Origin of the sequence: Actibacterium sp. EMB200-NS6 (assembly GCF_001305615.1) — a bacterium.
Taxonomy (GTDB): domain Bacteria; phylum Pseudomonadota; class Alphaproteobacteria; order Rhodobacterales; family Rhodobacteraceae; genus Actibacterium_A; species Actibacterium_A naphthalenivorans.
Genome location: NZ_CP010869.1, coordinates 3,510,759 through 3,533,009 on the forward strand (window position 1 = coordinate 3,510,759; position 22,251 = coordinate 3,533,009).

17 protein-coding genes, 2 tRNA genes and 1 pseudogene are annotated in these 22,251 nt (G+C 65.7%); 16 read left to right on the plus strand and 4 right to left on the minus strand.

Features of this window, described 5'->3' with window-relative positions; all coding sequences use genetic code 11:
* Nucleotides 1–105: 105 nt before the first annotated feature.
* Entirely contained in the window at nt 106–966 is an 861-nt protein-coding gene (locus tag TQ29_RS17080) for a LysR family transcriptional regulator (protein ID WP_054540150.1), read from the plus strand.
* Nucleotides 967–973: 7 nt separating this feature from the next.
* Here TQ29_RS17080 and TQ29_RS17085 read toward each other — a convergent pair.
* A tRNA-Arg gene (locus tag TQ29_RS17085) sits at nt 974–1,050 on the minus strand.
* Between the two features lie 139 nt (nt 1,051–1,189).
* Here TQ29_RS17085 and TQ29_RS17090 point away from each other — a divergent pair.
* From TQ29_RS17090 to rfbA, 9 genes are all read left to right on the plus strand, one after another.
* A complete protein-coding gene (locus tag TQ29_RS17090; protein ID WP_054540151.1) occupies nt 1,190–2,227 on the plus strand; it encodes a LacI family DNA-binding transcriptional regulator in 1,038 nt (345 codons plus the stop codon).
* A gap of 78 nt (nt 2,228–2,305) precedes the next feature.
* Nucleotides 2,306–3,037, plus strand: coding sequence for a glycosyltransferase family 2 protein (locus tag TQ29_RS17095; protein WP_081940063.1), 732 nt, complete (start codon nt 2,306–2,308; stop codon nt 3,035–3,037).
* Entirely contained in the window at nt 3,030–3,338 is a 309-nt protein-coding gene (locus TQ29_RS17100; protein WP_037204657.1) for a lipid-A-disaccharide synthase N-terminal domain-containing protein, read from the plus strand. Before TQ29_RS17095 ends, TQ29_RS17100 begins: the two co-directional genes overlap by 8 nt.
* The gene (locus TQ29_RS17105; protein WP_054540152.1) at nt 3,313–4,773 is read left to right on the plus strand and encodes a glycosyltransferase family 39 protein; all 1,461 of its coding nucleotides are present in this window, start codon (nt 3,313–3,315) and stop codon (nt 4,771–4,773) included. The genes TQ29_RS17100 and TQ29_RS17105 overlap by 26 nt, the downstream gene beginning before the upstream one ends.
* A 129-nt stretch (nt 4,774–4,902) precedes the next feature.
* Nucleotides 4,903–7,257, plus strand: coding sequence for a calcium-binding protein (locus TQ29_RS21250; protein ID WP_054540153.1), 2,355 nt, complete (start codon nt 4,903–4,905; stop codon nt 7,255–7,257).
* A gap of 134 nt (nt 7,258–7,391) precedes the next feature.
* A complete protein-coding gene (gene rfbC / locus TQ29_RS17115) occupies nt 7,392–7,958 on the plus strand; it encodes a dTDP-4-dehydrorhamnose 3,5-epimerase (protein WP_054540154.1) in 567 nt (188 codons plus the stop codon).
* A complete protein-coding gene (gene rfbB, locus TQ29_RS17120; RefSeq protein WP_054540155.1) occupies nt 7,958–8,998 on the plus strand; it encodes a dTDP-glucose 4,6-dehydratase in 1,041 nt (346 codons plus the stop codon). The genes rfbC and rfbB overlap by 1 nt, the downstream gene beginning before the upstream one ends.
* Entirely contained in the window at nt 8,995–9,840 is an 846-nt protein-coding gene (gene rfbD, locus TQ29_RS17125; protein WP_054540156.1) for a dTDP-4-dehydrorhamnose reductase, read from the plus strand. The genes rfbB and rfbD overlap by 4 nt, the downstream gene beginning before the upstream one ends.
* A 10-nt stretch (nt 9,841–9,850) precedes the next feature.
* Nucleotides 9,851–10,735, plus strand: a complete 885-nt coding sequence (gene rfbA / locus TQ29_RS17130) for a glucose-1-phosphate thymidylyltransferase RfbA (protein WP_054540157.1) — start codon at nt 9,851–9,853, stop codon at nt 10,733–10,735.
* A 13-nt stretch (nt 10,736–10,748) separates the two neighbouring features.
* Here rfbA and TQ29_RS17135 read toward each other — a convergent pair whose 3' ends face one another.
* Both TQ29_RS17135 and TQ29_RS17140 read right to left on the minus strand, forming a co-directional pair.
* Nucleotides 10,749–14,498, minus strand: coding sequence for a translocation/assembly module TamB domain-containing protein (locus TQ29_RS17135; RefSeq protein WP_054540158.1), 3,750 nt, complete (start codon nt 14,496–14,498; stop codon nt 10,749–10,751).
* Nucleotides 14,498–16,288 (minus strand): autotransporter assembly complex family protein, encoded by a 1,791-nt coding sequence (locus TQ29_RS17140; RefSeq protein ID WP_054540501.1) that lies wholly within the window; start codon nt 16,286–16,288, stop codon nt 14,498–14,500. Before TQ29_RS17140 ends, TQ29_RS17135 begins: the two co-directional genes overlap by 1 nt.
* A gap of 336 nt (nt 16,289–16,624) precedes the next feature.
* Between TQ29_RS17140 and cysG the strand changes: the two genes are divergently transcribed.
* From cysG to TQ29_RS17165, 6 genes and pseudogenes are all read left to right on the plus strand, one after another.
* On the plus strand, nt 16,625–18,019 hold the full coding sequence (gene cysG, locus TQ29_RS17145; protein ID WP_054540159.1) for a siroheme synthase CysG: 1,395 nt from the start codon (nt 16,625–16,627) through the stop codon (nt 18,017–18,019).
* The gene (locus TQ29_RS17150; protein WP_037204683.1) at nt 18,016–18,324 is read left to right on the plus strand and encodes a DUF2849 domain-containing protein; all 309 of its coding nucleotides are present in this window, start codon (nt 18,016–18,018) and stop codon (nt 18,322–18,324) included. The genes cysG and TQ29_RS17150 overlap by 4 nt, the downstream gene beginning before the upstream one ends.
* A complete protein-coding gene (locus TQ29_RS17155) occupies nt 18,317–19,993 on the plus strand; it encodes a nitrite/sulfite reductase (RefSeq protein ID WP_054540160.1) in 1,677 nt (558 codons plus the stop codon). The genes TQ29_RS17150 and TQ29_RS17155 overlap by 8 nt, the downstream gene beginning before the upstream one ends.
* Nucleotides 19,983–20,729 (plus strand): annotated as a pseudogene (locus tag TQ29_RS21075) (phosphoadenylyl-sulfate reductase); the annotation flags it as partial. The gene TQ29_RS17155 and the pseudogene TQ29_RS21075, both read left to right, overlap by 11 nt.
* 105 nt (nt 20,730–20,834) lie before the next feature.
* Nucleotides 20,835–21,164: a DUF934 domain-containing protein gene (locus tag TQ29_RS21080; protein WP_235974461.1), complete on the plus strand. Its 330-nt coding sequence runs from the start codon at nt 20,835–20,837 to the stop codon at nt 21,162–21,164.
* 19 nt (nt 21,165–21,183) lie between these two features.
* Entirely contained in the window at nt 21,184–22,002 is an 819-nt protein-coding gene (locus TQ29_RS17165; RefSeq protein ID WP_037204688.1) for a ferredoxin--NADP reductase, read from the plus strand.
* A gap of 87 nt (nt 22,003–22,089) precedes the next feature.
* Here the strand turns inward: TQ29_RS17165 and TQ29_RS17170 are convergent.
* Nucleotides 22,090–22,165, minus strand: a tRNA-Lys gene (locus tag TQ29_RS17170).
* Between the last annotated feature and the right edge of the window lie 86 nt (nt 22,166–22,251).

Sequence of the window (22,251 nt, forward strand, 5' to 3'; positions counted from 1 at the left end):
CACCCTCCTTTTCAAGCAACACAGCAGAGCTAGGTGTCCCGCAATCGGGGCGTTATAGTCAAAAACGGCAATCCGTTTTCCGATACCGGAACAGGAGGCGGCACGGTGAACTGGGACGATGCCAGGGTCTTTCTGTCAGTGGCGCGGGCCGGCAGCCTGCGCGGAGCGGCGGAAACGCTGGATCTGGGGCTGGCCACCGTCGCGCGGCGGATCGAGCGGCTGGAGGCCGCGCTGGGTGTGCCGCTTTTCCTGCGCCATCAATCGGGCTACCGGCTGTCGGACGAGGGCGCCGCGCTTGTGCCCCGTGCCGAGGCGCTGGAGACCGCCGCCCATGCCTTTGGCGCCGGGGCCAGCGCCCGGTCTCAGGTGGCCGGCCAGGTGCGGCTGGCAACCGCCGAAACACTGGCCTCCAACCTGATCCTGCCCGCCCTGCCCCGGCTTCTGGGCCGCCATCCGCAACTGTCGCTGGCCATCTCGACCGATATCGCCTCGGTCGATCTGAACCGGCATGAGGCCGACCTGGCGCTGCGGATGCAAGCGCCGGTGCATGGCAATGTCACCCGGCAGCGGCTGGCACGCGTGGGCTATGGCCTTTACGGCAGCCCCGATCTGGTGGCCGCCAGTGACCGTGGCGCAGAGGTGCCGCTGATCGGGTGGGACGCAAGCCACGCCAACCTGCTCGTCGCGCGCTGGATCACTGCCCGTCTGGCCGGCCGCCCGCCGGTGCTGGCCACCACGACGCTCTCGGCCCAGGCCCAGGCCGCGCGTATCGGGCTTGGCCTCGCGGTGCTGCCGGATTTTCTGGGGCGCGGCACGGGGCTGACCCGCGCGCGCGAGCAAACCGGGATGACGCAGGATATGTGGCTGGTGATCCACCGCGATCTTGCAACGGTGCCGCGCGTCCGCGCCGTGGCCGGTTTTCTGCGCGACCTGATCGCCGAACACCGGGCCTTGCTGAACGGATAGCGCGGAATGGTGACCCCGAGTGGATTCGAACCACTGACCTACCGCTTAGGAGGCGGTCGCTCTATCCTGCTGAGCTACGGGGCCGGTGGCGTAGTTGTTGCCGGAAAGCGGCGCGGTTTCAACCCTGCCTGTTTCACCCGTGCGCCCGCCGCGCTTGGCCCTTGGACAATCGGCACCTTTACCGCTAACTAGAACCAGAGTTTGCAAGCGACAGGGCACGCCATTGAACGACGCACCTCCCCCCCGGCCACGCCGCCCGCTGACCCTTCGCGATGTCTCGGAAGCGTCGGGGGTCAGTGAGATGACCGTCAGCCGCGTACTTCGCAATCGCGGCGATGTCAGCCAGGCCACGCGGGAACGTGTGCTGGCCGCCTCCAAAAGGCTGGGCTATGTGCCCAACAAGATCGCCGGCGCGCTGGCGTCGCAACGGGTGAACCTCGTGGCGGTGATCATTCCGTCGATGTCCAACATGGTGTTCCCCGAGGTCATGACCGGCATTTCCGAGGTGCTGGAGGAAAGCCCGCTGCAGCCGGTGGTGGGCATCACCCATTACCGCCCCGAACGCGAAGAGCGTGTCTTGTATGAAATGCTGTCATGGCGGCCGTCGGGCGTGATCATCGCCGGGCTGGAACACAGCGACGCCTCCCGCGCCATGCTGGAGAACGCGGGCATCCCGATTGTCGAGATCATGGATACCGATGGCACCCCGGTCGATTCCGTGGTCGGCATTTCGCACCGCCGCGCGGGCAAGGAAATGGCCAATGCGATCGCTGCGGCAGGGTACAAGCGCATTGCCTTTCTGGGCACGAAGATGCCGCTGGACCACCGCGCGCGCAAACGGTTCGAAGGCTTTACCGGCGCGCTGGCCAAGGCGGGCATCGAAATGGCCGATCACGAGTTCTATTCCGGCGGTTCAGCCCTTCTGAAAGGGCGCGAGATGACCGAGACGGTTCTGAAACGCACCCCGGATATCGATTTCCTCTACTATTCGAACGACATGATCGCCGCGGGCGGGCTGCTTTACTGCCTGGACAATGGCATCGCGGTGCCCGGCCAGGTCGGGCTGGCGGGGTTCAACGGCATCGAACTTCTTGACGGCATGAACCCGAAGCTCGCGACGATGGATGCCTGCCGGCGCGAGATCGGCAGAAAGGCGGCCGAGATCATCGCCCGCTGCACCGAGGCCGGCCTGGACCACGCCGACGAGCGGATCGAACTGACCCCGCGGCTGAGCATCGGCGACACCCTGCAACGCGGCTGATCTTCCGCCTTTGCGCGGTAGACAATGCCGCGTCATTCGTGTTTAACCCGCGTGAATTTCCGCCCCCGAGAGGCCCCCATGACAGCAGTCTCGATCGTTATTCCGATGAAAAACGAGTCCGGGAACGTCGAGGCCGTGCTGGGCGAGATCGCGCAGGCCTGTGACGGCCTGACCGAATACGAAATCATCGTTGTTGACGACGGTTCCACCGATGACACGGCGGCCAAGGTGAAATCGCTGATGGCCCGCCACCCCACGCTGCGGCTGTTGCAGCATCCCACATCTGCCGGGCAAAGCGCCGGTGTGCACAGCGGCACCCTGGCCGCGCGCGGCCGGATCATCTGTACGCTCGACGGCGACGGGCAGAACCCGCCATCGGAGCTGCCGAAGCTGTTCACCCCGCTTCTGGAGGATCAGACCGGGCGCCTCGGCCTTGTCGCCGGGCAGCGGGTCGGGCGGCAGGATACGCTGTCAAAGAAGCTCGCCTCGCGCTTTGCCAACGGGTTGCGGGCCCGCATTCTGAAAGACGGCACGCGCGACACCGGCTGCGGGCTGAAGGGCTTTCGCCGCGACGCGTTTCTGGCCTTCCCCTATTTCGATCATATGCATCGTTACCTGCCCGCGCTTGCCAAGCGCGACGGGTGGGAGGTGGCGCTGGTGGATGTCGCCCATCGCGAACGCCACGCGGGCCGCTCGAACTACAGCAATTTCCAGCGCGCGCTGGTCGGCATCTACGATCTGATCGGCGTCGCCTGGTTGATTCGGCGCCGCAAGAAGGCGCAGCCGGTGGAGGCCGGGGCCGATGTTTGAGACCCTCTTTTCCTGGCTGCATGTGGAAACATGGCTTGAATTCTGGTGGGTCATGATCGGGCTTGGCGGGCAGCTTTTGTTCACCGCGCGGTTTCTGGTGCAATGGATCGCATCCGAAAAGGCCGGGCGTTCGGTGGTGCCGCTGGCCTTCTGGTATTTCTCGATCGGCGGCGGGATCATCCTGTTTGCCTATGCGCTTTACCGCAAGGACCCGGTGTTTGTTCTGGGCCAGGCGATGGGCCTGTTCATCTATCTTCGCAATCTCAGCCTGATCTATGCCGAAAAACGCCGCGCGAGCTGAACAGGCCGGGTGGCTGTGGCGCGCAGCGGCGATCGTTCTGGCGCTGACGGCACTGCGGGTGGCGCTGCTGGCCGTCACCCCGCTGGATCTGTTCGTGGACGAGGCGCAATACTGGCTCTGGGGGCAGGAGCTGGCCTTCGGCTATTATTCCAAGCCGCCGATGATCGGCTGGGTGATCCGCGCCGTAACCGAACTGGCCGGCAGTGACGCGCCGTTCTGGGTGCGCCTGCCCGGCCCGCTGTTTCACGCCGCCACCGCGCTGATCCTCGCCGGTATTGCCGCCGGCCTGTTTGGTGCGCGGGCGGCGGTTCTGGTCGCGGCGGGCTATGCCACCTTGCCGATGGTGGCGCTGGCCTCGATCCTGATCTCGACCGACACGGTGATGTTTCCGTTCCTGGCGCTGGCGCTGGCGGGGTATGTGCGGCTGCTGAGCAAGGGCGGCACGGCCCCGGCGGCGCTGCTGACCGGGCTGGCGCTTGGGCTGGCGTTCCTGTCGAAATACGCGGCGATCTACTATCTGATCTGTGCCGCCCTGGCCGCCGCGATCCTGCCCGGGGCCCGGCCGCGCCCGCGTGACGCGCTGATCGTGCTGGCCGCGTTTGCAGTGACTATCGCGCCCAATATCGGTTGGAATATCCTGAACGGGTTTTCCACCGTCGAACATACGCTCGACAATGCCGATTGGGTGCGCGACCCCGCCAGCCGGGCCGGGCTGAACGTTTCCGGGTTCCTGAGTTTCTTCGCTAGCCAGTTCGCCGTGTTCGGGCCGGTTCTGTTCGGCGGGCTGCTCTGGATGGCGCTGCGCGCGCGCGGCGCGGGACCCGAGCGGCAGGTTCTGCTGATCTTTTCGCTGCCCATCCTGGCCATCGTCTGTGTGCAGGCGCTTTTGTCAGGGGCCTATGCGAACTGGGCGGCGGCGGCCTATCTGGCCGGAACAGTCACTGTTCTGCCCTGGCTTTCACGGCCCTGGCTGATCCTGTCCTTCGGCATCAACGGCGCGCTGAGCCTTGCCCTGCCGCTGGCCGGGGCGCTGGCGCTGCACCCGGCGCTTGACGGCAATCCGGCCCTTGCCCGCTATCTTGGCCGCGCCGCGATGAGCACGCAGATCATTACCGCCGCGCGGCAGGCGGGGCTGAGCACGGTCGTCGCGCAAAACCGCGATGTTCTGGCCGACCTTTTCTATACCGGACGCAACAGCGGGCTGCGGTTTTACGCCCCGCCCGCAACGGGCCGCGCCCCGCATCACTATGCGCTGAAATACCCGGTTCCGGCCGACGCGGCGGGCCCGGTTCTGTTTGTCTCCGACATTCCCGCCGGCCCCGGTTGTGCGCCGGATGCGGCGCCGCTTGGCACGATCGCGCCCGACAGCGGCGCCTATCGCGGCAAGGTGAAATACCTGTTCGCCGTTCCGGCCACCTGCTGGGCAACCCCGTAGGGACGCGCGCCGGATTCGTTCGGATTTTCCGTATCCGCCACAATTCCGCCGCGCGCCGGCAATCTCCGGTTAAGCCCGCTCTGCCAGCCTTGGCCCAACGCAGGGGTGCGTGGAAAGGTGTGGTAAGGGGTGGGCTATTTCTCCTATCGGGGCACGGTCTTTGACGGCGTGCTTGCGAGCGCGTCGGTCGTCGCCCGGCTGGACGCGGGCAATGATCGCACGGGCGCGGATCTGGTGCTGACAGACAATGGCGCCGGTACGCGGGTGAAATTCGTTCTGAACGAGGCGGCATTGCCGCTGGTCGGCGGGGTGCGGGACTATTCCCCTGCGCTTCCCAACGGCCTGACCGTTACGCTCGGGGATGGCCCGGTGACGCTGAGCCGGGATGATGTCGCCGCCGTTGCCGCGATGGCCGAGGCCGACAGCCAGACGATCTATGCCACCCGCACCGGCCAGGCGGTTGACCGGGTCGAGGCGCTGGCGTTGAGCAAGGGCGGGGCGACTTTCATCTATCTTGCGAAAACCGACGGCGCGGGCCTGTCGGCGTTCCGCCTTGAGGCGGACGGCACGCTTGCCCCGGTGACGCAGGTCGGGGGTAAAAACAGTCTCTATTCCACTGGAATAACCTCTCTTGCCCATGTCAGCGTAGAAGGGCAGGATTTTGTCATCACCGCCTCGGCCACCGAACATGGCGTCAGCAGTTTCCGGGTCGGGGGCAAGGGCGGGTTGAGCGCCGCGGCCTCTGTCGGCGCGGCCGAGGCGCTGCCGGTCGGCGGGCCGCAAGCGCTGGAGGTGGTCAGCGCCGGGGGCAGGCAATATGTGATCCTCGCCTCGGCCCAATCCTCCAGCCTGACGGTGCTGACGGTGGACGGCACCGGCGCTCTGACCCCGGTCAGCCAGGTGATGGACGATCTCACCACACGGTTTGCCGGCGCTTCGATCCTGGAAAGTTTCAGCTTCGGCGGGCGCGTCTTCGTTCTGGCCGGCGGCAACGATGACGGGCTGAGCCTGTTCACCCTGCTGGACGATGGCCGCCTGATGCATCTGGAAACGGTGATGGACACCACCGAAAGCAGCCTGTCGAACATCACCGACATCGCGGTGCGTGTCGTGGGGGCGGAGGTGCAGCTTTTCGTTCTGTCCGGGGCAGAGGCGGGCATGTCGCAATTCACCCTGTCGCCGGGCGCTTTGGGTGATGTGCTGATGGGCACCCATGGCGACGAGGCGCTGACCGGCGGCATTGGCAACGACATTCTGTTCGATGGCGCCGGGCAGGACGTGATGGCGGGCGGTGCGGGCGCCGACACCTTCGTGCTGGCGGCCGATGGCGAGAGCGAGAAGATAACGGATTTCGAAGCCGGGAAAGACCGGCTGGATCTGTCCGACTGGGGCATGATCCGTGACATTTCGGCGATCACCCTGACGCCGCGCGCGGCGGGTGCGATCCTGCGCTACGGTGATGAATCGGTGGTTTTGAAAAGCGCCGATGGCAGCCCGATCACCGGCGCGCAGCTGACCACCGGCGACATTCTCAACGTGACCCGCATATCGCTCGCCACCGAGTCACTGGACGGCGCCCCGAAACTTCGGGGCAGCACATCGGGCGACCGCATCGTCGGCGGCGCGCGCGATCAGGAGCTTCAGGGCTATCGCGGCGATGACATCCTGACCGGTGGCGGCGGCGCAGATACGCTTCACGGTGGAATAGGCACTGATATTGCCGATTACTCCACATCTCCCGCCGGGGTGCGCGCCAGCCTGTCCCGCCCCGCTGGCAACACCGGCCACGCGGCGGGGGATCGGTATATCGAGATCGAGGGCCTGTCGGGCAGTGATCATGCCGACACGCTCATCGGTGATGAAAACGCCAACACGCTGGATGGCCGCGACGGGCGCGACCGGCTGGAGGGTGGTGGCGGCGGCGACCTTCTGCGCGGCGGCGCGGGCCATGACAGGCTGCTGGGCCAGGGCGGGAACGACACGCTTCATGGCGATGGCGGCCGCGACAGGATCATTGGTGCCGCCGGCAGCGATCTGGCCTATGGCGGCGGCGGGCGCGACCGGCTGCGGGGCGGCGGCGGTGGCGATACGCTTTTCGGTGAGGCCGGCCAAGACAGGATCCGCGCGGGCAAGGGCCGCGACACCATCGACGGCGGCGATGGCGACGACAGGCTATACGGCGGCGGCGGCCGGGACAGGCTGACCGGCGGCGCGGGCGACGATCTGCTGATCGGCGGCGCCGGGGCGGACACGTTCATCTTTGACGATTTCACCCGCGCAGAGACCGACACGATCAAAGCATTCGACGACGGGGCGGACATGATCAGGCTAACCGATGGGCCCGGCGCCTTCACTGCGCTTGAAATCAGCGAGGTGACTGTCGGCAGCAGCCCTTTTGTTCAGGTGACATACGCGGGCCACACGATACTGGTCGGCGGGGTCAGCCAGGCGGAACTGGACATGGCGGATTTCACGTTCGCATGAACCGGATCTCGGTCAACCGCTGATGTCGGGGCTGCCCCCCACGCAAAGCCCCGCATCACACCGTGACAGCGCCCGGCCGACTTGCTAATTGAAACCCATGGATTTTTCCAATTCGGGTTTTGGAGGCAGGTGCGGTGCAGGTTCAGGATACGAAACTGGCGGGGGTGAAGCTTCTCACGCCAAAACGCTTTGGCGATCATCGCGGTTTTTTCTCTGAAAGCTGGAACCGTCGCACGATGGAAGCGGCCGGGCTGTTCTATGATTTCGTGCAGGACAATCACTCGGTTTCCGGCGAGATCGGCACAGTGCGCGGGCTGCATTTCCAGTCGCCCCCGCATGCGCAGGCAAAGCTGGTGCGCTGCGGGCGCGGGCGGCTGTTTGACGTGGCGGTTGATATCCGCAAGGGCTCGCCCACCTATGGCCAATGGGTGGGTGAGGAGCTTTCTTTTGAAAACGGCAGGCAGCTTTTGATCCCGGCGGGGTTTCTGCATGGTTTCGTGACGCGCGAGCCGGATACCGAGATCATCTATAAGTGCACCGATTACTATGCACCCGAATGCGATGGCGCCGTGCGGTTCGATGACCCCGATATCGGCATCGACTGGGGAATGGAGGGCACCGCAGCCATCCTTTCCGAAAAAGACGAAGCGGCACCTTTTCTTCGCAATTTCGACACACCCTTTCAGTATCGGCCAGCGTGATGAAGATTTTGGTGACAGGTGGCGCAGGGTTTATCGGCTCTGCCGTGGTGCGCTTGGCCGTGGCGCGCGGGCATGAGGTGATCAACCTCGATGCGCTGACCTATGCCGCGTGTCTGGATAATGTGGCCAGCGTGGCCGAAAGCCCGGCCTATACGTTCGAGCGGGCCGATATCCGCGACCGCGCCGCGCTGGACCGGATCTTTGCCGCGCATCAGCCCGACACGGTGATGCATCTGGCCGCCGAAAGCCATGTGGACCGCTCGATCGACGCGCCCGGCACGTTCATCGAAACCAATGTGAACGGCACCTATCACCTGCTGGAAGCCGCCCGCGCCTATTGGGATGGCAAGGGCCGGCCCGAAGGGTTCCGCTTTCACCACATCTCGACCGATGAGGTGTACGGAACATTGGGGGCCGAGGGGCAGTTCACCGAAGATACGCCCTATGCGCCGAACAGTCCCTATTCCGCCTCGAAAGCGGCCTCTGACCATCTGGTGCGGGCCTGGCACGAAACCTATGGCCTGCCGGTGGTGCTGACAAACTGTTCCAACAATTACGGGCCGTTCCACTTTCCCGAAAAGCTGATCCCGGTGGTCATCCTCAAGGCGCTGGCCGGAGAGCCGATCCCGGTTTACGGCAAGGGCGAGAATGTGCGCGACTGGCTTTATGTGGAAGATCATGCCGACGCGCTGTTGCTGGTGCTGGAAAAGGGCGCGCTTGGCCGCAGCTACAATATCGGTGGCGAGAACGAGGCGCGCAATATTGATCTGGTGCGCATGATCTGTGCCATTCTGGATGAAAAGCGGCCGGGCGCGACGGCCTATGCCGATCAGGTCACCTTTGTCACCGACCGGCCCGGCCATGATCTGCGCTATGCTATCGATCCTTCGCGCATCCGCACGGAACTGGGCTGGCGACCCTCCGTGACGCTGGAACAGGGTTTGGAAAAGACGGTGCAGTGGTATCTGGACAACGAAGACTGGTGGCGCGCCCTGCAGGCGCGTGACGGTGTTGGCCAGCGGCTGGGGAAAACTGCATGAGGCTGGTGGTTTTCGGCAAGTCCGGCCAGGTCGCGACAGAGCTGCAGCGGCGCGGTGATGTGGATGCATTCGGGCGGGAGAGTGTCGATTTTTCCGATCCGGGCGCCGTGGCCCGCTTTGCCGAAACCGTGGAAGCGGGCGCGTTCATCAACGCCGCCGCCTATACCGCCGTCGACAAGGCGGAAACCGAAGAGGCGCTTGCCAACACCGTGAACGGCACATCCGTCGCGGCGCTGGCAAAGGTTGCGGCAGAGCGCGGCCTCCCGCTGATCCATATCTCCACCGATTACGTGTTTGACGGCGCCGGCACCGCGCCTTTCCCGGTGGATGCGCCCACCGGCCCGCTGGGCGCCTATGGCCGCTCGAAGCTGCTGGGGGAGGAAGGCATTCGCGCGGCGGGTGGCCCCCACGCCATTCTGCGCACCTCTTGGGTGGTGTCGGCTCATGGCAACAATTTCGTCAAGACGATGCTGCGTCTGGGCACCGAGCGTGACGCGCTGACCGTCGTCGCCGATCAGGTGGGCGGGCCGACGCCGGCCGCCGCCATCGCCGACGCCTGCCTCGCCATCGCCGCACAGCTTGCCGGTGATACGGGACTGACCGGAACCTATCACTTTTCCGGCGCACCGGATGTCAGCTGGGCCGATTTCGCGCGGGAAATCTTTCGCCAGGCGGATCTGGGCTGCGCCGTCACCGACATTCCGACCACCGCCTACCCGACCCCCGCGCGGCGCCCGCTGAACTCGCAGATGGATTGCGGCGCGACCGAAGCCGCCTTTGGCCTGCCGCGCCCGGACTGGCGCGCGGGGCTTGCCGATATTCTTGACGATTTGAATGTTTAACGAGGACCGAATGACCGAGCAATCAACGCTGAAGCGAAAAGGCATCATCCTGGCGGGGGGCTCGGGCACTCGGCTCTACCCCATCACGCTCAGCGTCTCGAAACAGCTCGTTCCGATCTACAACAAGCCGATGATCTATTACCCGCTGTCGGTGCTGATGCTGGCCGGCATTCAGGAAATCGCGATCATCACCACCCCCGCCGATCAGGATCAGTTCCGTCGGCTTCTGGGTGACGGCACCCAGTGGGGGCTGCGCTTTACCTATATCACCCAGCCCGCGCCCGACGGGCTGGCCCAGGCCTATATTCTGGCGGAAGAGTTCCTTGCCGGCGCGCCTTCGGCCATGGTGCTGGGCGACAATATCTTCTTCGGCCACGGCCTGCCCGACCTGATGGCAGAGGCCGACAAACAGGCCGTCGGCGGCACTGTTTTCGGCTATCGTGTCGCCGATCCCGAACGCTACGGCGTGGTGGATTTCGACGAGAAAGGCACCGCGCGGGCCATCATCGAAAAACCCGAGGTTCCCCCGTCGAGCTACGCCGTGACCGGGCTCTATTTCCTCGATGGCACCGCCCCGGCCCGCGCGCGCAGGGTAACACCCTCTGCCCGCGGCGAGTTGGAGATTACCACCCTGCTGGAAATGTATCTGGCAGAAGGGCTGCTGAACGTGCAGCGCATGGGGCGCGGCTATGCCTGGCTGGACACGGGCACACACGATTCCCTGCTCGACGCCGGTAATTTCGTGCGCACCCTGGAAAAACGGCAGGGCCTGCAAACCGGCAGCCCCGACGAGATTGCCTTTGAAAACGGCTGGATCACCCGCGAAGAGCTGATCAAGCGGGCCGAGATGTTCAAGAAGAACGAATACGGCCGCTATCTTCAGGGCCTTCTCTGAGCCGCCCCCCGGCTCAGTAATCCCGCTCATAGAAAATCCCGAGGCTGGTGTCGCCCAGGCTATCGGCGCTGCCCTTGACCGTGACGTTGTTGATGACGTCCAGATTGAGGTTGATCTCGCTCTTGCCGGCGGAATCGACCGTGACATCGGTATAGATATTCTCCGACAGGTATTTGCCCGCGCGCAACGACGTGGCGCCCTCGGCATCCGAGCTGACATCGAGATCATCCAGCCCGAAATTCCGCCGCAATTGTGAAACAAGGCCACCGCCGCCGCGCCCGGCCAGCGTGGAGACGGCGCCGGCAAGCTGCGCCGCCTGGAAAGGCGACAGGGTGGCGATGCCACGGCCGAACAGCAGCCGTGCCAGAACCTCGTCTTGCGGCAATTCAGGGGTGGATTCGAAACGCACCTCGGGCGCGTCGACCGGCCCTTCGACGATCACCTGAATGTCGATATCCTCGGCCCGGGATTCGGCCACGAGGCGGATATAGGGGCTGAACCGGCCTTCCAGACGGATCTGGCCATCGGTCAGCGTCAGACGCTTGGTCAGCACATCCAGCCGCCCCCGCACCAGATCGAACCGCCCGATCGGAATAACATTCGACGTTGTGCCAACCAGGCGCAACTGCCCGCCCAGTTCCGCGTCCAGGCCGCGCCCGCGCACGAAAATCTGGTTCGCCGCGATGATCCGGATATCCAGCCCCAGCCCCAGCCCGCCGCCCCCGCTGCCATCACCGTCATCGCCGGTGCCCAGAAGGCCGGCCCGCGCCCGTGTCGCCCGGACGTTACCGGCTTCGTTCAAATGGGTCAGATTGTCGGGGATCGTGCCGGTGACCGACAGGCCCGTCGATGGCACCTGCACTTCGGTATGGCCCAGTTCGAGCGTTCCGCGGATGGTGCCGCCCCCCTGCAACGGCCCGCGAATATCGACCTGCCCGCTGAGGCTGGTTTGATACAGTGCCGGATCGCGCAGCACGAACCTGTTGAAGACAATTCTCAGATCCGCCTCGTTCGGCGCCGACAGGCCGACAGGCCCGGCTACACTCATCGTTCCGCCATCAGCGCTGCGGGCGGTCACGTCGATCACGGCGCGCCCGCCCGAAAGGTTGATCGTGGCCCCGATATTGCTCAGCGCCAGCCCCAGCGTCGGCGCGGCAAGGCGCGCGTCGGTGGTGGAGATCACGCCCGAAAGCGCCTGAAGCCCCGGTTTTCCGTCCACCCGCAGGTCATAGCGCAGCGTTCCCAGCAGGGACCGTGGCGCGATGAATGTATTCGCAAGCCCCAGCGGCGCCGCCCCCGCCAGCGCAAGGTTCACGGTTTCGGCGTTTTCCGCCACCCGCCCGGAAATCGTACCGGTCGTGCCCCCCGGCCCGGTGGCATTCAGGTCAACCAGCCAATCGCGCCCATCCGGCCGCGCAGTGCCGGTCACCGAGGCGGGTCCGGGAAAATCGGGGGCGAGAAGCGCCAGATCCGACAGGTTTGCCGTGAACTCCAGGCTGTCGCTCTGGCCGCTTTCCACATTCGCGGTCAGCGCGGGGGATTGAAGCCGAAGGTGGCCGATACGCAATTGCCCGTCGGCCTGTGCCGCGGCGACGGAGAGGGTGGTCTGCCCCCTGAAGAGTTTGTCGATATCGCCCATGCCGCCGGCAAGGTTCTGCCCCTGTGCCTCCAGCGTCACATCGAAATCGCTGCCTTTTACCGCCCCTGCGCCGGAAATCACGGCCTCGAGCGCCCCGCCCAGCGGCCGCCCCGCAAGGGCCGAGAACCGCCCCAGATCGGCGGCCGAAACCCGCAGCGTACCGGAGGCGGGCAGGGTTTCATCCGCGAGATCCAGCGTGCCCTCACCGCTCAGTTGCGTGCCCATGGCCTCTGCCTCCAGCCGGTCGAGGATGACGGGCGCGTCTTTCGCCCAGCGTATCGCAGCGTCCAGTGTCGCGGGCCCCGAAAGTTCCGGCATGACGAGCGAAAGCTCCGACAGGCGTGCCTGCAGATCGAGGTTTGCCGCGTTGCTGTCGATGGTGCCCTTCGCGGTGGCGGAAACCGCGTCATTCGTGATGACGAAACGGTCCAGGGTGGTGCCGTCTTCATCGCGCCGGGCCGTCGCCTCGAGCACGGTTTCGCCGCCCAACAGCGGGTCGATCTGTGCCATCCCGATGCCCAGCCCGGTTGTGCGGGCGATCACATCCGCGTCGAACGCACCGCTCAAGGCGGTTGCGCGCCCCGTCACCGTCACTTCGGCCGCGCCTGAAAGGTTTTGTCCGGCCAAGCCCGAAAACCGGGAAATATCGTCACTGATCAGGCGCAAACTGCCATCGACGGGGAAACCGGCCTCGACGCCGCCAATCTGCCCTTGTGCCGCCAACTGCAGCCCCGCGCCGTCGACGTCCAGCCGGGTCAGCCTGAGCGCCTCGCCCTCTTGCGATACCAGCGATGCGCTGACGGTCAGGTCTTCGCCGAGGGCGCGGGCGAGATCGGCATTCGCATGCGCGATGCCACTGGCGGTGGCGTCCAGATCGGCGGTCACGCTTTGCAGATCGCCCCGGCTGATCGTACCGCCCCCCGCTAGGGTGATGGCGTCGATCGACAGCCCGTCGCGCAACAGCCCCGCAACGGCGGCGCTCAACGTCCACTGATCGCCATCGGAGGCATCGAAGCTTGCCGCGATCTCGGCCTGCTCCACCCAGGTTTCCGGGCCCGAGACCGGCAGCAGAACCGGCCCTTCCGCCCCGATCAGCCCGTCAAGTCCGAACCGTTCGGGCAGGCCATCCGCGCCGATCACCAGATTGCCCCCCAGCACCATCGCGGAGGACGAAAGGCTGAAACTGCTCAGCTCAAGCCGACCGTCCGGTTCCCGCATTCCGGTGAAAGAGAGACTGACATAGGGGCCGAAGAAGGGGCGCAGATCGGGTGCGAACAGCGGCGTTATATCGCCGCCCACATCCCCTGAAAACTGACGCACCGGCGGTGCGCCCTCTGCGCTTGCCACTGCGGTTTGACGGATCTGGCCACTCAGCCGCTCCTGCCCGTCCGAAGAGAGCAGGATTTCGGCGGTATAGTCGGAAAGCGGCGCCTCGCCCACGACCGTGAGATCCAGTGCAGGCGTGCCCGGAAGGCCGATCAGGTTGCTCAGAATGCCGTCTTCCTCTTCCGACAGATCCAGATCGAGCTTCAGCACGTCGGTTTCATTGGAATAGGCCGCATCAAGCACGAAGCGGCCCGCCGTCCCGTCGATGCGCAGGATGGTCAGCGCGGCCTGGCCGGCGCCACCGGCCAGCTCCATGCTCCCCTCAAGTGACACGTCCGCCGCCGCACCGAGCAGCGCCGCGCCAAGGCTGACCTTTTCGGCCCTGATCAACCCGATCTGGACAGAAACAGGCAGGTCGGGCAGCTGAAACGGCGTGGCCTCCGTCTCCGGCGGCTTGGCCCCGGTTCCCGCCCCGGGCAGGCGTGGCAACAGGATTTCGGCCGCCGAAAGCTCCCGCACCTCAAGGCGGCCGCGCAGCAGCGCGGCCCGCGACCAATCCAGCACGACACCGCGCAGGGTCAGCCAGATTCCATCGTCATCGGCGATGGTCAGTTCGTCGATCGTGGCGCGCGAGGAAAGCGCGCCCTCAAACCCGGATATCCGCACCTCGCGCCCGGCATCAGACAGGTTGTCTTCGATAAAGCCCTGCAACAGCCCGCGATCGGTTTCGGACGTGTCCTGCGCCAGCGCGGCCAGCGGCAGAAAAAGGGCAAACAGGATCGTGAGGAAATGCCGCATCAGAACGCCTGCCCAATACCGATGTAAAACTGAACCCCGTCGCCGGTGCTTCCGCTGACCGGCGCCGCGATATCGAACCGGATCGGGCCGATCCCGGTGTCATAGCGCAGGCCAAGCCCGGCGCCCGTGTGCCAGTCGCCGCTTCCGCCCGGCCAGCTGTCGGGGCCCACATAGCCCGCATCGGCGAACCCGACCACCCCGATGCTCTCGGTGACGCCAACCCGCAATTCGGTGGACAGCCCCAGAAAGCCCCGCCCGCCGATCGTGTCGCCACTCGGGAGATCGACCCCGAGCGATTGATACGGCTGGCCGCGAACCGTGCCGCCGCCGCCGGAAAAGAACAGGATGTCGGGCGGCACTTCTCCGGTGGATGCCCCCACGACCGAACCGAGCTGCACCCGCGCGGCAAGCACCGTGCGATCGTCGGCGCCGAACCCGCGATAGACGCGCGTATCCGCCACGATCTGCGCGCCCGATGTGCTGTTATCAATGCCGACGAACGGTGTCGCGGCCAGATGCACATAGGTGCCGTTGCTCGCGTTCAGCCTGTCATCGCGCTTGTCGCGGGTTGCGAACAGCGGAAAGGTGATATGGTTGAAGCTGCGGTCGCCGAGCGCGTCCTCGACTTCGCTGTAGCGATAGGTGACGCCCGCGCCCACCGTCAGGTCATCGGATATCTGCCGGCTCAGCCCGAAGCCAAACTCGAACTTGTGTTCGAAATACTCGGGCTCATCCAGTTCCTCCAGATTGCCGAAAACGCTCAGGCTCGTGTCCGGGCCGAAGGTCGCGGGGCGGGTGATATTGGCCCCGAGCCGATAGTCGGTGCCACCCGACTCGCCGCCGATCCCGCCTGCTTCGGCGTCAATGCGCAACCGCTCGCCGCCGCGCATCAGGTTCCGGTGCAGCCAGAACGTCGACAACCGCAGCCCTTCGAGCGATGACAGTTCCGCCCCGACCCCGAGCCGGCGCTTCTTGTCGTCCACCAGCGCGGCTTCGATATCAAGCGTGCCATCGGGGCCGGGCGTCGCCGCCTCGTTCAGCGTGACCGAGCGGAAAACGCCGCTGCGCCGCAGGCGGGTGGCGCTGCGTTCCAGCGCGTCGGGAGAGAAGGTTTCGCCGCTGGGCAGGCCCGCGATGGCGCGCACCCGTTCTTCGCGCATCCGCGTCGTGCCGCTCAGCGTCAGCCTGCCGAAGGTCAGGCGCGGCCCCGGGGCCAGCCGGATATCGGCATCCAACGTGTTTGTGGCGTGATCGGCCACAAGCGATTGACCGGCCGGCGCGGCCTTCGCATGCCCCTGCGCGCGCCAGCCGTCGATGCCCGCGGTAACCGCATCGACGATCACGCCGCTTTCCGCCGTCTTGCCCGCGGCAAACGCTTCGGGCAGCTCGGTTCCCGGCGCGAGCGGCGCCAGACGGGCCCGAGAGAAGGCAAAGCGCGGGCCGGTCGTGACCGAAAGCGCGATGGTGTCGATCCGCGCCGGGGCGCCATAGGGCGGGATCACCGCGGCCTCGGCCCCATCCACGATGATATGCACAACCGGGCTGTAATAGCCCGCGCCGTAGAGCACGCCGACCAGCCGGGCATAATCCGCGCGCGCCGCGGAAAGCAGATCCTGCGGGTTGGCTTTTTCATCCTCGGCGGTGGACACCACGAGAGAGGCGGCACGCAGATCCCCCTCCAGCCCCTGCCCGGCGCCGGAAACGGTCAGCCGCACCTCGGTGCCGGAGGCCATACCAGCCCAGCCCGCGATGACGATCGCCACGGCGCATCTGCCAAAACCTCTGCCCATCAAAAACACCCACCGAAACCAGCCTGACCGCACATCTATCATCGCGCCCGTAGAGAGAGAATGCCAAGCGTGAAAATCAGTTCCCGACAAGCCGTACATCGTTTCGCAGCGGCCCCGGATTCGCCCCAACCCCCGGCAGCGTGGCGGATTTGCCATCGCTCGGGGTTTTCCTGCGTGGCGCACCGGGAAACACCGGACCATCTGCGCGCCAGAACCCGGAATGCCGTTCCGGTTTGCGCAGGGCTGGCCCGACCAAGTCCTTATTTCTTCCCGCATATGGCGCCGATTTGGAACAATCCCCTATTTTAAGCCCAGACAAACTGGAGCCTGGCCGACGTGAAATATTTTCCGATCTTCCTGTCCGTTCAGAACCGACGCATCCTTGTGTCCGGCGGCGGCGCGGCGGCGATTGCCAAGCTGCGCCTGCTGCTGAAGACCGAAGCGCGGATTACCGTGTTCGCCACGCGACCCGCGCCCGAGATTTCCGCCTGGGCCGATACAGGGCGGCTGATCCTTGCGCAACGCGGCCTCGCGCGCGCCGACCTCAAGGATGCCGCGCTGCTTTACGCGGCCGATGAAGACGCCGCACAGGATGCGCGGATCGCCGCGATGGGGGCCGAGGCCGGGGTTCCGACCAATATCGTCGATAATCTCGATGGCAGCAGCTTTCTGACCCCTGCCATCGTCGATCGTGATCCGGTGACGATCGCCATTGGCACCGAAGGCGCGGCCCCGGTTCTGGCGCGCTCGATCAAGGCCGGGCTGGAGGAGCGGCTGCCGCAGACGCTCGGCATTCTGGCCCGCGCGGCAAAGGCGTTTCGCCCGTTGGCCGAACGTCTGGCACCGGGCCGGGTGCGGCGGGCGTTCTGGGCGGAATATTATGACTATTCCGGCCCGAAAGCGCTGAATGCGACTGGCGAGGCGGCCTTGCCCGATGCGCTGAACGCGCTTCTGTCGCGCCACATGTCGGCCCCCACGCCGGTGGGCCGGGTCGATCTGGTGGGCGCCGGCCCCGGCGACCCCGACCTTCTGACGCTGAAGGCGCGCAAGGCGCTGGACGCGGCCGATGTGGTGATCCACGACCGGCTTGTCACGCCCGAGATCCTGGAACTCGCCCGGCGCGAGGCAACGATCATCGAGGCGGGCAAAACCGGTTTCGGCCCCGCGATGCAACAGGATGACATCAATGCGCTGATGATCGAACATGCGCGTGTGGGGGCCCATGTGGTGCGGCTCAAATCCGGCGATCCAGCGGTGTTCGGCAGGCTGGACGAAGAGCTTGACGCCCTGACCGCCGCCGGCATCGACTGGCAGATCGTGCCCGGCATCACCGCCGCCTCCGCCGCCGTGGCGCAGATCGGCCAGTCCTTCACCAAGCGCCAGCGCAATTCCTCCGTCCGGCTGCTGACCGGGCATGACGTGGCGGGCTTTGCCGAACATGACTGGCGCGCGCTAGCCCGCGCGGGCGAGGTCGCCGCCATCTATATGGGCAAGCGCAGCGCCCGGTTCGTTCAGGGCCGATTGCTGATGCATGGCGCCGATCCCGCCACGCCGGTGACCGTGGTCGAAAACGCCTCGCGCCCCGACAGCCGGTTGCGGGCGGTCACGCTGGCCGATCTTCCGGCAAGCCTTGACGGCGTGGACGGCCCCGCCGTGCTGCTGCTCGGCCTGGCGCCGCGCGCAGCCCAACCCGCAACCGCCACCGCACACCCCAAGGAGTTGGCCCTATGAGCCGTAAATTCACCCCGAAGGTCGTGACCGCGAATGACCTGCTGGATGGCGACACCATCTGGCTGACCGAAGACGACCGCTGGACCCGCCACATGCACGAGGCCGAGTTGATCGAGGATGAAGCGCACGCTCAGATCCGCCTGATTTTCGCCGAAAGCCAGCAATCGCGCATTGTTGGTGCCTATCTGGCCGATGCCAAGGCGGGCCCGAACGGCCCCGAGCCGGTGCATTTCCGCGAAACCTTCCGCACTCGCGGCCCGTCAAACTATGCCCATGGCAAGCAGGTGGAGATCGGCAATGTATAAGTACAATGATTTCGACGAAGCCTTCGTGCGGGAACGTGTCGCCCAGTTCAGCGCTCAGGTCGCGCGCCGCATCGACGGTTCGCTGAGCGAGGAGGAGTTCCGCCCGCTACGCCTGATGAACGGCCTGTATCTGCAACTGCACGCTTATATGCTGCGCGTCGCGGTTCCCTATGGCACGCTCAACAGCCGGCAGATGCGGCAACTGGCCTATATCGCCGAGCGGTGCGACAAGGGTTATGGCCATTTCACCACCCGCCAGAACATTCAGTACAACTGGCCGAAACTGCCCGATGTGCCGGATATGCTGTCGGCGCTGGCCGATGTGGAAATGCACGCCATCCAGACCAGCGGCAACACCATCCGAAACGTGACGTCCGACCATTTCGCGGGCGCTGCGGCGGATGAGATCGAGGACCCCCGCCCCTGGGCCGAGCTGATCCGGCAATGGTCGACCGACCATCCCGAGTTTCAGTTCCTGCCGCGCAAGTTCAAGATCGCCGTCACCGGAAGCCCGAACGACCGCGCCGTGGTCAAGGCGCATGACATCGGTCTGCGCATGATCAGAGACGAAAATGGCGAAGCCGGGTTCGAGGTGATCGTGGGCGGCGGCCTTGGCCGCACCCCGATGGAGGGCAAGGTCATCCGCCCCTTCCTGCCCAAGGCCGATCTGCTGCCCTATCTCGAGGCGATCGTCAGCGTCTACAACCTGCTGGGCCGGCGCGACAACAAATACAAGGCGCGCATAAAGATCACCGTCCATGAAAACGGCATCGAGACTGTGCGCGCCATGGTCGAGGAGGAATTCCTGCTGCGCCGCACCGCGTTTGGCGGGGCGGATCAGGCCCTGTTCAGCCAGATCAGTGACGCATTTCGGGCCCCTGCCTTCAGCGTGGGACCGACAGTTGCTTATGACAGCGCCCATGCCGGCGACCCCGTGTTCCGTGCCTGGGCCGATACCAATCTGGCGCGGCATCGCAACCCTGATTACGCCATCGTCACGATCTCGCTGAAAAAGCCGGGTGCCACCCCCGGCGATGCCACGGCCGCACAGATGCGCGTGATGGCCGATCTGGCCGAGGAATTCGGCCATGACGAGCTGCGCGTCAGCCATGAGCAGAACATCGTCCTGCCGCATGTGCATCGCGCGAACCTGCCCGCCCTGCACGCACGGCTGATCGCGGCGGATCTTGCCACGGCGAATATCGGGCTGGTGTCCGACATCATCGCCTGCCCCGGCATGGATTACTGCGCGCTGGCCACCGCCCGCTCCATCCCCGTGGCGCAGGAAATCGCCACCCGGTTCGAAGAGCTGCGGCTGGCGCATGATATCGGCCCGCTGAAGATCAAAATTTCCGGCTGCATCAACGCCTGCGGCCATCACCACGTCGGCCATATCGGCATTCTGGGCCTCGACCGGGCCGGGGTGGAAAACTATCAGATCACCCTGGGCGGCGATGGCACCCAGGATTTCGCCATCGGCGAGCGCGCGGGGCCGGGTTTTGCCTATGACGAAATCGTGCCGGCCATCGAACGGCTGCTTCTGGCCTATCTCGACCTGCGCGACGGACAGGAGGAAACCTTCCTCGACGCCTATCGCCGGCTGGGGCCGGGCCCGTTCAAGGCCGCGCTCTACCCCGAGGCCGAAAGGGGCCGGAAACATGCCGCATGATCCCATGATCCACCCGGTCGCCGACCGGGTAGCAGGCCTGAACGCGCGCTACCGCAACCACGCGGCGCAGGCGGTGCTGGAACGCGCCCTGACCGATCCGCATGTGGGGCGCATCGCGCTGGTCTCGTCCTTCGGGGCCGAATCGGTTGTGCTGCTGCACATGCTTTCGGTCATCGACCGCAGCGCGCCGGTGCTGTTCATCGACACCCAGATGCTGTTCCCCGAAACCCTGAGCTATCAGGCAGAGGTCGCCACCGCGCTCGGCCTGACCGACGTGCGCACGATCCGCGCCCGCCCCGAGGCCGTGGCCGCGCGCGATCCGGAGGGGCTGCTGCACCAGGCAGACACCGACGCCTGCTGCGATCTGCGCAAAACAGAGCCGCTGGAACGCGCCCTGGCCGATTTCGACGCCTGGATCACCGGACGCAAACGGTTTCAGGGCGCCACCCGCGCCACGCTGGACTTCTTCGAAAATGAGGGCGACCGCCGGATCAAGGTCAACCCGCTGGCGCATTGGGCGCCGCAGGACGTGCAGGACTACATGATCAACAACCGTCTGCCCCGCCATCCGCTGGTGGCAAGGGGCTATCCCTCGATCGGCTGCGCGCCCTGCACGTCGCGCGTGGCACCGGGCGAAGACCCGCGCGCCGGGCGCTGGCGCGATGCCGAAAAGGAAGAATGCGGAATTCACTTCATCAACGGCAAGGTCGTGCGTGGCCCGCTGCCGAAAGAGGAGGAACAGCCAATGAATATGCTCGTCACCGATCAGGGATTCGGCAAGGACGACTGGACCAACGGCTTCGTCAGTGCCGAACAGATCGGCGCACCCGCCGATGCGCCCATGCTGGCTGTCGATCTGCCCTCGGATACCGACCCCGCCAGCCTGGCGGGGCTGCTGCAGGGCATTGCGCTGATTCGGGTCGAGTTTCCGTCTTTCGCCGACGGGCGCGGCTTCACCCTGGCCCGGCGCCTGCGGCTGATGGGGTTCAACGGGCGGCTTCGGGCCCGCGGCCATGTGCTGGCCGATCAATATGCGATGGCCCGCCGCGCGGGCTTTGACGAAGTGGAGATTTCGCCCGAACTGACCGCGCGCCAACCCTGGGAACAATGGCAGGCCCGCGCCGGCTGGCAAAGCCACGATTACCAAAGCCGCCTGCGCGGCACCGCCTGATTTGGCAAGGATAGAGACGATGAATGACACTCGCCCCGTAAAATCCGACAGCGCGAAAGCGGTGCCCACCCTCCCCGACGCGCAAACCGTGACTTCGGTGCGTCACTGGACCGACCGGCTGTTTTCGTTCCGCGTCACGCGGCCGCGCAGCCTGCGCTTCCGCTCGGGCGAGTTCGTCATGATCGGCCTGATGGGCGACACCGGCAAACCCCTGCTGCGCGCCTATTCCATCGCCAGCCCCGCCTGGGACGAAGAGCTGGAGTTCTACTCGATCAAGGTGCCCGACGGCCCCCTGACCAGCCGGCTGCAGCATATCCGGCCCGGCGATCAGATCATCCTGCGCCCCAAGCCCGTCGGCACCCTGGTGCTCGACGCGCTGCTGCCGGGCAAGCGGCTGTGGCTGTTCGCCACCGGCACCGGCATCGCCCCCTTCGCCAGCCTGATGCGCGACCCCGACACCTATGAGCGGTATGACGAGGTCATCATGATGCACACCTGCCGGGATCTGGCAGAGCTGGACTATGGCCGCGAGCTGGTCGAGGGGCTGCCCGACGATCCGCTGATCGGCGAGATCGTCGCCGGCAAATTGCGTTACTATCCCACCACAACCCGCGAGCAGAGCCCGTTCATGGGCCGGATCACCGACAACCTGCGCACGGGCAAGGTGTTCGCCGATCTGGGCCTGCCGCCGATGTCGCCCGAAACCGACAGGGGCATGGTCTGCGGATCGCTGCAGTTCAACAAGGATATCATGGCCATCCTCGAAACCTTCGGCCTGCGCGAGGGCGCGAATTCAGAGCCAAGGGAATATGTCGTCGAGAAGGCGTTCGTGGGCTAGGCCAGCACGGCGAGCGACCGGACCCAACGAAAAACCCCGCACCAGTGATGGCGCGGGGTTTTTTCCGTGCCCCTTTCGGGGATCAAGTGGTGAGCCGTGCTGGATTCGAACCAGCGACCCACTGATTAAAAGTCAGTTGCTCTACCAACTGAGCTAACGGCCCACTCGAGGCCTGCTACCTAGAAAAAGCCGCAGGGGCGGTCAAGGCCCATAATGCGCTTTTTTCACGGGTCTCTGGATTCACCTCGC

Excerpts from the sequence above, each read along its gene's own strand:
- TQ29_RS17095 (WP_081940063.1), top strand. The coding sequence starts at position 2,306 with ATGACAGCAGTCTCGATCGTTATTCCGATGAAAAACGAGTCCGGGAAC.
- TQ29_RS17100 (WP_037204657.1), top strand. The coding sequence starts at position 3,030 with ATGTTTGAGACCCTCTTTTCCTGGCTGCATGTGGAAACATGGCTTGAA.
- TQ29_RS17105 (WP_054540152.1), top strand. The coding sequence starts at position 3,313 with ATGCCGAAAAACGCCGCGCGAGCTGAACAGGCCGGGTGGCTGTGGCGC.
- rfbB (WP_054540155.1), top strand. The coding sequence starts at position 7,958 with ATGAAGATTTTGGTGACAGGTGGCGCAGGGTTTATCGGCTCTGCCGTG.
- rfbD (WP_054540156.1), top strand. The coding sequence starts at position 8,995 with ATGAGGCTGGTGGTTTTCGGCAAGTCCGGCCAGGTCGCGACAGAGCTG.
- rfbA (WP_054540157.1), top strand. The coding sequence starts at position 9,851 with ATGACCGAGCAATCAACGCTGAAGCGAAAAGGCATCATCCTGGCGGGG.
- TQ29_RS17135 (WP_054540158.1), bottom strand. The coding sequence starts at position 14,498 with ATGCGGCATTTCCTCACGATCCTGTTTGCCCTTTTTCTGCCGCTGGCC.
- TQ29_RS17140 (WP_054540501.1), bottom strand. The coding sequence starts at position 16,288 with ATGGGCAGAGGTTTTGGCAGATGCGCCGTGGCGATCGTCATCGCGGGC.
- TQ29_RS17150 (WP_037204683.1), top strand. The coding sequence starts at position 18,016 with ATGAGCCGTAAATTCACCCCGAAGGTCGTGACCGCGAATGACCTGCTG.
- TQ29_RS17155 (WP_054540160.1), top strand. The coding sequence starts at position 18,317 with ATGTATAAGTACAATGATTTCGACGAAGCCTTCGTGCGGGAACGTGTC.
- TQ29_RS21080 (WP_235974461.1), top strand. The coding sequence starts at position 20,835 with ATGCTGGCTGTCGATCTGCCCTCGGATACCGACCCCGCCAGCCTGGCG.
- TQ29_RS17165 (WP_037204688.1), top strand. The coding sequence starts at position 21,184 with ATGAATGACACTCGCCCCGTAAAATCCGACAGCGCGAAAGCGGTGCCC.